Here is a 2308-nt window from a genome sequence, read left to right as displayed (position 1 = left end):
GATGCCGTGGCTGCCGCTCGCGGAGGCCACGGTGCCCTGGTTCTTCACCGCGACCGAGAAGGCCACGGTGTCCCCGGCGGCCGGGCCGGACGGGGAGGTGGTGACCGCGCTCGCGACGAGGTCGGAGCTGGAGACCGGCTTCACGACCAGCGGGGCGGCGGCGGTGAAGCGGTTGTCGGTCTCGTTCTCCTCGATGACGGCGTCGTCCGGGTCGGCGACCGCGCCGAGCGTGTAGCTGCCCGCGTCGCGCGTTCCGATGCCGGCGGTGACCTCGGTGGAGGCGCCGGGGGCGAGGGTGCCCACGGAGGCGGTGGCCACCTCGGAGCCGCCCAGCTCGAAGTCGAGCCTGCTCGCGGGCGCGGCGACCGCGCCCGTGTTGCGTACGGTCGCCGTCAGGGTGATGTCGTCCGACTCCACCGGCGCGGCGGGCGCGGCGCTGACCGCCGAGACCTGGAGGTTCGGGTTGGGCGCGGGGGTGCCGAGCACCTGGAACTCGGCGACCTGTCCGGCGCCCGACCCGGTGTTGGAGGTGAATTTCAGCTGGACGTCGGCGACCCGGGCGGTGACCGGGATGGTCACCGTGTTCCCGCTCGCCGGGTCGAACCGGTAGTCCTTGGCGGCGGCCAGGCCGGTGAAGGCCGTGGCGTCCTGCTCACGCCCGAGCACCTCGATGTTCTGGGTGCGCGTCCCCCAGCTGCTGTCGGGGTTCAGCTTGACGACGACGCTCCGGGTGTCGGCGTCGGCCCCCAGCTTCACGGTGAGGGTGTTGGGGTAACTGCCGCCCGCCCCCTCCCAGTAGGTGGTGAGCGAGTTGTCGTTGGCGTTGGCCGCGACGAAGGTGTGGACCACCGACGAGGCGGTGATCGGCTTCGACACGGCGAGGTTGGAGGCGGTGCCCGTCGAGCCGTTGCGGGTCACGGTGTTGCTGGGCGCGGATATGTTGCCCGCCGCGTCCGTGGCCCGCACGACGTAGCTGACCGTGGTGCCCGCGGGCTGGGTGTCGGTGTAGGTGGTGACGTCCCCGGCCACGCTCTCGCGGAGCACGTTGTTCGCGTAGACGTCGTACCCGGTGACGCCCCTGTCGTCCGAGGACGCCTGCCAGGTGAGCCTGATCCGCCCGGTGGCCGGCTCGGTGAACGCCAGGCCGGACGGGGCCGTGGGTGCCTGGGTGTCGCCGGAGGAGCCCTTGCGGGTGACGGTGTCGCTGTCGGCGGACTCGTTGCCCGCCGCGTCCCGGGCCCGGACGTGGTAGGTGACGGTCTCGTCGGCCCGCCGCGTGTCGGTGTACGTGGTGACGTCGCCCGCCACACCGGCCAGCAGCGTGCCGTCGGCGTAGACGTCGTACCCGGTGACGCCGGTGTCGTCCGAGGACGCCTTCCAGGTCAGCTCGATCTGCCCGGTGGCCGGCTCGGTGAACGCCAGACCGGTCGGGGCGCTCGGCGCCTGCGTGTCCCCGGTCCCGGGGCCGTAGATCTCCAGTTCGGAGACCTGGGCGGCGGGCTGGACCGAGTTGGCGGTGACGAGGACCCGGACGTGGCGGGTGGTGGCGGCGTCGAAGGAGATCGTGGCGGACTGCCCGTTCGCGGCGTCGAAGGTGTACGCCTGGGACGCGGTCAGGTCGGTGAAGTCCGCACCGTCGGCGCTGCCCTGGACCTTCAGGGTCTGGGTCCGCCGGGGCCAGCCGTCGGGCAGCCGCAGGACGACCCGGTCGACCCGGACCGAGGAGCCGAGGTCCGCCTGGATCCACTGCGGGAGCGCGTTGTTCCGGCTCTCCCAGTAGCTGGCCTGGTTCCCGTCGTTGGCCTGGGCGGGGACGTACGTCTCGGTGTGGCTGCTCGCCGTGAGGGTCTTGCCCGCGGCGAGGTTCACCGAGGACTCCCGTGCCTCGTGGACCTCCAGTTCGGAGAGCTGCGCGTTGCGCGCCGCCGTGTTCGCCGTGACGTCCACCCGCACGAAGCGGGTCTTCGTGGCGGGGAAGGGGATCGTCACCGTGTTCGACGATCCGGGACCGAAGGTGTACGTCGCCGAGGTCTTCAGCGTGGAGAAGCTGGTGCCGTCGGCGCTGCCCTGGACGGAGAGGGTCTGCTTCCTGCTCTTCCATCCGGCGGGCAGCTTCAGCGTCACCCCGTCGACCCGGGCGGCCTCACCGAGGTCGGTCTGCACCCACTGGGGCAGCGATCTTCCGGCCCCCTCCCAGTACGTCGACCGATCGCCGTCCGTCACGTTCCGCGCGCCGTACGCGCTGTCGGCGCTGCTCGCCGTCGCGGCCCGGCCCGCGACGGCGCCTGGACCGTCGGCCGCCGCGGCG

Annotated in this window: 1 protein-coding gene; it reads right to left on the bottom strand. The window is 72.6% G+C overall.

Translation table 11 applies throughout. The features are described 5' to 3' along the window. Positions 1–2308: discoidin domain-containing protein (locus tag IH13_RS0107895; protein ID WP_031082296.1), on the bottom strand; the 2308-nt coding region annotated here is incomplete at both ends.

Origin of the sequence: Streptomyces sp. NRRL WC-3549 (assembly GCF_000721935.1) — a bacterium.
GTDB lineage: Bacteria > Actinomycetota > Actinomycetes > Streptomycetales > Streptomycetaceae > Streptomyces.
Note: the sequence above shows the minus strand (reverse complement) of the source record. Positions and strands in the feature narration are given on the sequence as shown.